Origin of the sequence: Mycobacterium sp. 050134 (assembly GCF_036409085.1) — a bacterium.
Lineage (GTDB): Bacteria > Actinomycetota > Actinomycetes > Mycobacteriales > Mycobacteriaceae > Mycobacterium.
Genome location: NZ_JAZGLV010000085.1, coordinates 1 through 398, shown reverse-complemented (window position 1 = coordinate 398; position 398 = coordinate 1). Strand labels below are relative to the sequence as shown.

The window sequence follows — 398 nt, the reverse complement described above, 5'->3', positions numbered from 1 at the left end:
ACGTCGGTTTCGGCGGCGCAGGTGTTGGTGAGCTTGGCTGCGTCGCCGTAGTTGATGCCGACCTGTAATACCTGTGGTTCGGCTTCGAGGATGGCGATCAGGCGGGTCATGTAGTTGTCGGGGGCAAAGAACTGCCAGCCGTGGCCCAGGTGTAGCCAGAACCGTCGGTCGATCTGGGCGGAGAGCTGCGCGAGTTGCGCGGCGGGCTCGGCAGCGGGGTTGGCATCGACGAACTCAAGGAACGCGTAGCGCTCTGCCAGCAGCGCCCGGTCATCGGCGGATAGGCCGGTGTCGACGACCAGCATGCGCCCGAGCCACAGTGGCATATCGAGGCAGCAGTTCAGAAACGAGTTGATCGACTGCTCGGTGGCCTCGCGGTCGGAGTCGGCGATCAGGCT

At 64.6% G+C, this 398-nt stretch carries 1 pseudogene; it reads right to left on the bottom strand.

The window, feature by feature from the left end:
- Nucleotides 1-398: pseudogene (locus tag SKC42_RS27505) on the bottom strand (glycosyltransferase); the annotation flags it as partial.